At 71.9% G+C, this 6898-nt stretch carries 8 protein-coding genes and 1 pseudogene; 7 read left to right on the forward strand and 2 right to left on the reverse strand.

From position 1 onward, the window contains the following. The 4 genes from AB4Y78_RS11925 (at position 1) to AB4Y78_RS11940 (ending at position 3575) form a co-directional block, all read left to right on the forward strand. The gene (locus AB4Y78_RS11925; protein WP_441715588.1) at positions 1–783 is read left to right on the forward strand and encodes a biotin--[acetyl-CoA-carboxylase] ligase; all 783 of its coding nucleotides are present in this window, start codon (positions 1–3) and stop codon (positions 781–783) included. Positions 784–847: 64 nt separating this feature from the next. Continuing rightward, the gene (locus AB4Y78_RS11930; RefSeq protein ID WP_238148053.1) at positions 848–1879 is read left to right on the forward strand and encodes an adenylate/guanylate cyclase domain-containing protein; all 1032 of its coding nucleotides are present in this window, start codon (positions 848–850) and stop codon (positions 1877–1879) included. Between the two features lie 23 nt (positions 1880–1902). Beyond that, complete coding sequence (locus AB4Y78_RS11935) at positions 1903–2571, forward strand: response regulator transcription factor (protein WP_007927394.1); 669 nt, start codon at positions 1903–1905, stop codon at positions 2569–2571. Next, complete coding sequence (locus AB4Y78_RS11940; RefSeq protein WP_259909473.1) at positions 2568–3575, forward strand: sensor histidine kinase; 1008 nt, start codon at positions 2568–2570, stop codon at positions 3573–3575. The genes AB4Y78_RS11935 and AB4Y78_RS11940 overlap by 4 nt, the downstream gene beginning before the upstream one ends. Before the next feature lie 21 nt (positions 3576–3596). Here AB4Y78_RS11940 and AB4Y78_RS11945 read toward each other — a convergent pair whose 3' ends face one another. Beyond that, complete coding sequence (locus AB4Y78_RS11945) at positions 3597–4139, reverse strand: GtrA family protein (protein ID WP_007927398.1); 543 nt, start codon at positions 4137–4139, stop codon at positions 3597–3599. 54 nt (positions 4140–4193) lie between these two features. Between AB4Y78_RS11945 and AB4Y78_RS11950 the strand changes: the two genes are divergently transcribed. Both AB4Y78_RS11950 and purE read left to right on the forward strand, forming a co-directional pair. Beyond that, complete coding sequence (locus AB4Y78_RS11950; RefSeq protein WP_259909474.1) at positions 4194–5366, forward strand: 5-(carboxyamino)imidazole ribonucleotide synthase; 1173 nt, start codon at positions 4194–4196, stop codon at positions 5364–5366. Continuing rightward, positions 5363–5890, forward strand: a complete 528-nt coding sequence (gene purE, locus AB4Y78_RS11955) for a 5-(carboxyamino)imidazole ribonucleotide mutase (RefSeq protein ID WP_259909475.1) — start codon at positions 5363–5365, stop codon at positions 5888–5890. The genes AB4Y78_RS11950 and purE overlap by 4 nt, the downstream gene beginning before the upstream one ends. Positions 5891–5923: 33 nt before the next feature. On the opposite strand, the gene AB4Y78_RS11960 is transcribed toward purE, so the two are convergent. Then, on the reverse strand, positions 5924–6376 hold the full coding sequence (locus AB4Y78_RS11960; protein WP_441715590.1) for a CoA-binding protein: 453 nt from the start codon (positions 6374–6376) through the stop codon (positions 5924–5926). A gap of 124 nt (positions 6377–6500) precedes the next feature. Between AB4Y78_RS11960 and AB4Y78_RS11965 the strand changes: the two are divergent. Then, positions 6501–6898: pseudogene (locus AB4Y78_RS11965) on the forward strand (UDP-glucose 6-dehydrogenase); the annotation flags it as partial.

Below are 6898 nucleotides of genomic sequence, written 5' to 3' on the forward strand. Positions count from 1 at the left end.
ATGCTGCCCCCGATCGACGTCCAACGACTGGCCACGGCGTTACCGACATCACAGGGCTGGGGCGAGGTGCACCACCTGTCGGTCGTCGGGTCGACCAATGTCGAGGCCGCCGAGCGGGCGCTCGTGTGGTCGCCGGTCGTCGCCGAGCTGCAGACCGCCGGGCGCGGTCGCCTCGGCCGGGAGTGGCACGAGGTCCCGAGCGCCGGGCTGGCCATGTCGGTGCTCGTGCCGCTCACCCCTTCGCCGGGCTGGCTGCCCCTCGTCGCCGGCCTCGCGGTCCGCTCCGCGCTGGCGGAGGTGGGCGTCGCCGCCGACCTGAAGTGGCCCAACGACGTCCTCGTCCCGGGGGACGACGACCGCAAGGTCTGCGGGATCCTCTGCCAGCTCCAGCCTGCGGGCACCGGGGTGGTCGTCGGCATCGGGATCAACGTCCACCACGAGCGGGCCGACCTGCCGGTCGGCACGGCCACCTCCCTTCGTCTCGTCGGCGCCGACGTCGACCGGACCGACCTGGCCGCCTCCGTGCTCGGCCACCTCCGCCGGCACCACGGTGAGCTGTCCGACGACGCGGGGGCGAAGGGGGTCCGCCGCGCCTATCGCGAGGCCTGCGTGACGCTCGGTCTCGAGGTCGACCTGCACCGTCCGGACGGGACCCTCGAGCGGGTGACGGCGACGGGTGTCGACGACGACGGGCGACTCGTCGTCGACGGGCCTGCGGGCTCGGCTACCGTGGCCGCAGGTGACGTGCAGCACGTCCGTGCTGCTGGCGTCCCGCCGACCTGACCCCCTTGCCGCCCCGGAGGTGCCGTTGTCGTACGACGCCGCACACGGGCGACCCTCCAAGCCGGTGGGGCAGCCCTCCGACGAGGTGGGCCTCGAGGCCTTCGAGCGGGCGCTGCTCGGCCGTCCTGCGTCGATGGGCCGTCGCGAGGTCTCCCGCGGGGCCGGTGTGTCCATCCGCTCGGCCCGCAAGTTCTGGCACGCCATGGGCTTCCCCGTCGTCCAGGAGGGCGACGCGATGTTCACCGAGGCCGACCTCGCGGCCCTGAGCCGTGTGGCCCAGATGGTGCGGGACGACATCGCCCCCGAGGACTTCGCCCTGTCGATGACCCGGGCGATCGCGCGCACGATGGACCGACTCGCCGCGTGGCAGCTGCAGCTGGTCAACGAGGAGATCGCCCGGCAGCGGCAGGACGACCCGCAGTCCGAGGCCGTGCCCGAGGGCGACCCGGAGGCCGCTGCGGCCTGGATGACCTCGCTCGTCGACGAGCTCGAGCCCCTCGTCCTCTACGTGTGGCGTCGGCAGCTGACCGCCTCCATCCAGCGTTCGCTCACCGTCGAGGACGACAGCACGCGCGCCTCGATCATCGGCTTCGCCGACCTCGTCAACTTCACGTCGGTCGTGCGGCGCCTCACCGAGAGCGACCTGGCGCGCATGGTGCAGCGCTTCGAGGACCTGTGCACCGACGTCGTGACGGCCCACGGCGGTCGGGTCGTCAAGACGGTGGGCGACGAGGTGCTCTTCCAGACCTTCGACGTCGCCCCGGCCGCGGCCATCGCGCTCGACCTCGTCGAGGCGATGAGCGAGGACGACCTGCTGCCCTCCGCCCGCGTGGGCATGGCCCACGGGCCGGTCGTGCGCCGACTGGGCGATGTCTTCGGCACGACGGTCAACCGGGCGAGCCGGCTGACGGCGGTGGCGCCACCCGGCGGGGTCTTCGTCGACGACGCGCTCGCGCGGCTGCTCGAGCCGCTCAGCGGATTTTCGACGCTCCCGACGCGGCGCCGCTCCCTGCGCGGCATCGGTGAGGTCGTCCCGAGCCGCCTCGTGCGAGTCACCGGTGTGCGTCGCTCGAGCGACGTCACCGCGCACGTCTGACGATCTCTTCCTATGATCCGACCATGACGCGAGTGCTGCTGGCCGAGGACGATGCTGCGATCTCCGACCCGCTGGCCCGGGCCCTCGTCCGTGAGGGATACGAGGTCACGGTCCACGAGGACGGGCGCGAAGCCCTCGACTCCGCGCTCGGTACGCCGCCTGACCTGCTGGTCCTCGACCTCGGCCTGCCCACCCTCGACGGTCTCGAGGTCTGCCGCCGGCTGCGGGCCACGGGGTCGGACGTGCCGGTGCTCGTCCTGACGGCTCGCGCCGACGAGGTCGACACGGTCGTCGGGCTCGACGCCGGCGCCGACGACTACGTCACCAAGCCCTTCCGCCTCGCCGAGCTCATGGCGCGCGTGCGCGCGCTGCTGCGTCGGCGCAGCGACGACGGCGCGGAGCCGGGCGGACCCGTCCGGATCGACCTCGACAGCCGTCGGGTGTGGTTCCACGGGGACGAGCTGTCGCTCACCGCCAAGGAGTTCGCCGTGCTGAGCGTCCTCGTCCGCGAGAGCGGCCGGGTCGTCACCCGTGAGCAGCTCATGGGCGAGGTCTGGGAGACCGAGTGGTACGGCTCGACCAAGGCCCTCGACATGCACATCTCCGTCCTGCGTCGCAAGCTCGGTGACGACGTCGCCGACCCCCGGCACATCGCCACGGTGCGTGGTGTCGGGTTCCGCTTCGACTCGTGACCTACTCGGCGCAGGTCCGTCGACTGCTGACGATCGCGACGCTCGGCGCCGCCATCGTCACGGCCCTCGTGCTCGGGGCCGTCGCGATCGCCGCGACCGGCTCGCAGGGGGTGCGCGTCCTCGGCCTCGACCTCCTCGCCTGGATCATCATCGCCCCGGCCGTCGGCGTGGGTCTCGCCGGCGGGGCGACGCTCGCGGTGCTGCGGGTGGTCGACCGTCGCCGGGAGCAGGGCATGGCCTTCATCGGGGACCAGATCGCCGCCATCCGCGAAGGGGGTGGCGCGCTCCCTCGATCGGTCGTCGACCTCAGCGACGTCGACGCCGCGACGGGCGACCTGGCCCGCCTCGCCGGTGAGCTGGCCCAGCAGCGCGCGATGGACCGTGACTTCGCTGCCGACGCGTCGCACCAGCTGCGCACACCGCTCACGGCGCTGCTCATGCGTCTGGAGGAGATCGGCCAGACCGACGACCTCGACGTCGTCCGGGACGAGGCGGCCGTGGCGGTCACCCAGGTCGAGCGCCTCACCGGGGTCGTCGACACGATGCGCCACCGCTCGAAGGGGGAAAAGACCCAGCTGCCCGAGATCTCCCTCGACTCCGTGCTCGCCGGGCTCCAGCGCGAGTACCAGCCGGCCTTCACCGCCGCCCGCCGGAGCATGCGCGTCGTCGGGCCGCCCGGGCTTGCGGTGCGCGCCGCCCCCGTCGACCTGGCGCAGATCCTGCAGATCCTCATCGAAAACTCCCTGGACCACGGAGCCGGTCGGGTCGAGATCGAAACCCGTAGCTCGGGCAGCTCGGTCGTCGTCGAGGTGCGCGACGAGGGCGAGGGCGTGCCGTCGGCCATCGCCCCGCACATCTTCGAGCGCTCGGTCACGTCGCACGGCTCGGGGCTCGGCCTGGGGCTGGCCCGTCAGCTCGCGGAGCGCAATGGTGGGCGGCTCGAGCTCGTGCAGGCGCAGCCAGCCGTCTTCGCCGTCTTCCTCTCGGGGCCCGGCAGCCGCTGAGCCGGGGGAGCGGCCCGTCGGTCAGGCGGTGGGCGCGGGCCCGTCCTCGTGGTGCAGGGGAGAGGTGTCCTCGTCCATCGGCTCGTTGGCGAAGACGAAGCGGCGGTAGGTCCAGAAGCGGAAGAGCGTGCCCAGCCCGATGCCGATGACCGTGGCAATGTTGTCCGCGAGCCGCGACTCGAAGCCCAGCACGTAGTGCGACAGCACGAGGCACAGGGTCGAGATGAGCAGCGCGAGCCCGTTGACGACGAAAAACAGGGTGACCTCGTGGTGCACGGGTCGCGAGCGGCGGTGGGCGAAGGTCCAGCTGCGGTTGCCGAACCACGCAAAGAGGGTCGCGGCGACACCGCTCAGGATGCGCGCCGTCGTCACCTTGCCCTCGAGGACCGTGTGGGTCAGCAGGTTCATGCCGCCGAGGTCGATGACGAAGGAGATGGCGCCGATGAGCCCGAACTTCGCGATCTCGTGCCAGATGGTGTCGACGAAGCGCGTCACGCCACCCCAACGGGTCGTCGACGCGCCGCGGGCAGGCGCGTCCTGGGTGGTGTCGGCAGAGTCGGGCATCCCGAGCAGCGTAATCGTGGCGGCCGCCAATTCGCGCAACGTATCCTTCGGCACGTGTCGACTCCCCTTCGTTCCCCCGGCGGCTTCCCGGTCGTCGGCATCATCGGTGGCGGCCAGCTGGCCCGCATGTGCGCCGGTCCCGCAGCCGAGCTCGGCGTCACGCTCGCCGTCCTCGCCGAGGCGCCCGACGCGTCGGCGGCGCTCGTCACCCCCTTCGCCCCGGTCGGCGACCACACCGACGTCGAGACGGTCCGGGACTTCGCCCGCCACTGCGACGTCATCACCTTCGACCACGAGCACGTGCCGGCGCCGGTCATCGAGGCGCTCGTCGCCGACGGTGTCGCCGTCCACCCCACCCCTGAGGCGCTGCTGCACGCGCAGGACAAGCTCGTCATGCGGCGGGCGCTCACCGAGGCCGGGGTGCCCTGCCCTCGCTGGACGCAGGCCGCCACCGAGGAGGAGGTCACCACCTTCGCCGAGGCCGTCGGCTGGCCCGTCGTCGTCAAGACCCCCCGGGGTGGGTACGACGGGAAGGGGGTCATGCTCGCCGACACCGTCGACGACGTCCGCGACTGGCTGTCCGCCGCTGCCGAGCGGGGCGAGACCCTCCTGCTGGAGGAGCGGGTCCCCTTCGTCCGCGAGCTGTCGGTGCTGCTCGCCCGCAGCCCCTCCGGGCAGGCCGCCGCCTGGCCCGTCGTCGAGACGGTCCAGACCGACGGCATCTGCACCGAGGTCATCGCCCCGGCGCCCGACCTCGAGCCGGAGGCGGCGCGCGCCGCGACCCTCGTCGGTCTCGACATCGCCGCGGCGCTCGAGGTCACCGGGGTCATGGCCGTCGAGCTCTTCGAGCTGGCCGACGGCTCCGTCGTCGTCAACGAGCTGGCGATGCGTCCGCACAACTCCGGCCACTGGAGCATGGACGGTGCCGTGACCGGGCAGTTCGAGCAGCACCTGCGGGCCGTGCTCGACCTGCCGCTCGGCTCACCGCGGGCCCGTGAGCCGTGGACCGTCATGGCCAACGTGCTCGGGGGTGAGCCGACCGACCTCTACCCGACCTACCGGCACCTCATGGCCCGCGACCCCGAGCTCAAGGTGCACCTGTACGGCAAGGGCGTGCGGCCGGGTCGCAAGATCGGCCACGTCAACGTCAGCGGCAGCGACCTGGCCGACCTGCGCGAGCGGGCCCGGCACGCGGCCGACTACATCCAGGGAGTGATCGACGAATGAGCACCACCGACACCGGCCCCCGCGTCGGACTCGTCATGGGCAGCGACAGCGACTGGCCGACGATGGAGGCAGCCGCGGCCGTGCTGCAGGACTTCGACATCCCCTTCGAGGCCGACGTGGTCTCGGCGCACCGGATGCCCACCGAGATGATCGAGTACGGCCGCGGCGCGGCCGACCGCGGCCTGCAGGTCATCATCGCCGGCGCCGGGGGAGCGGCTCACCTGCCCGGGATGCTCGCCTCCGTGACGACGCTGCCGGTCGTCGGGGTGCCCGTTCCCCTGAAGCACCTCGACGGCATGGACTCGCTGCTGTCGATCGTGCAGATGCCGGCCGGCATCCCGGTCGCGACCATGGCCGTCGGCGGAGCCCGCAATGCCGGCCTCATGGCCGTGCGGATCCTCGCGGCGGGCGAAGGGGAGGAGGCCGCCCGCCTGCGGGAGGCGCTCGGCCGCTTCGCGGCCGACCTCGGTGCCCAGGCGCACGCGAAGGGGGAGCGCTTGCGCCGGCAGGTGGCCGGCGCCTGACGCTCCCCCTCCGGGTGGCTCAGCGGAGGTGGCTCAGCGCGAGGCGCCCTCGTTGCGCAGCTGGCGCCACTCGATCTTGGGGCAGGTGTCCATGACGACCAGCAGGCCTGCCTCGCGCGCCCGGTCGGCGGCCGCAGGGTCCTCGACCCCGAGCTGCATCCACACGGCGTCGATCTGCAGCCGGTCCTTGTTGGCGATGACCTCGTCGACGAGCGCGCCGACCTCGCTGGAGTTGACGAAGAGGTCGACGACCTTGACGTCGCCGTCGGGGATGTCGGAGATCGTCGCGTAGCCCTGGTCGCCGTCGACGACCTCGGCCTCGTGGTGCACCGGGATGATCGCCTTGTGCATCTCGTGCTTGAGCCACCGCGCGACCCGGTGGGCATCGCGGTCGGTGTTGTTGCTCAGGCCGACGACGACCCAGGTGCCCGGGTCGGCGATCAGGCGCCGCATCGTCTCCGTGTCGTTCTTGTGCGTAAGGCTCATGTGACCCATCCAACGCCCCCTGTCGTCGGGAATCAACGGTCCGCGCCCACCTGTTCAACGGATGTCTGCTTGGCTTGGTCATAATGCGCCGAAGCCAGCCCGCCCCCGATCACTCGAGGACCACGTGACCAGCAAGATCACCGTCGTCGGCACGGGCTATGTCGGCCTGTCCATGGCCGTCCTGCTCGCGCAGCACCACCAGGTCGTCAGCTTCGACATCGACGCAGACCGCGTCGCGATGCTGCAGCAGGGTCGCAGCCCGATCCACGACGAGGAGATCATCGACTTCCTGTCCCACCGGGAGCTCGACCTGACCTTCACCCTCGACAAGGACCGGGCCTACGCCGACGCCGAGTTCGTCGTCATCGCCACGCCCACCGACTACGACCCGCAGACCAACTACTTCGACACCTCCTCCGTCGAAGGGGTCATCGCCGACGTCATCGCGACCAACCCGGACGCGGTCATGGTCGTCAAGTCCACGATCCCGGTCGGTTTCACCGCCGGCGCCCGCGAGCGCTT

Origin of the sequence: Janibacter sp. RAF52, assembly GCF_052114035.1 — a bacterium.
GTDB classification, from domain to species: Bacteria; Actinomycetota; Actinomycetes; order Actinomycetales; family Dermatophilaceae; genus Janibacter; species Janibacter hoylei.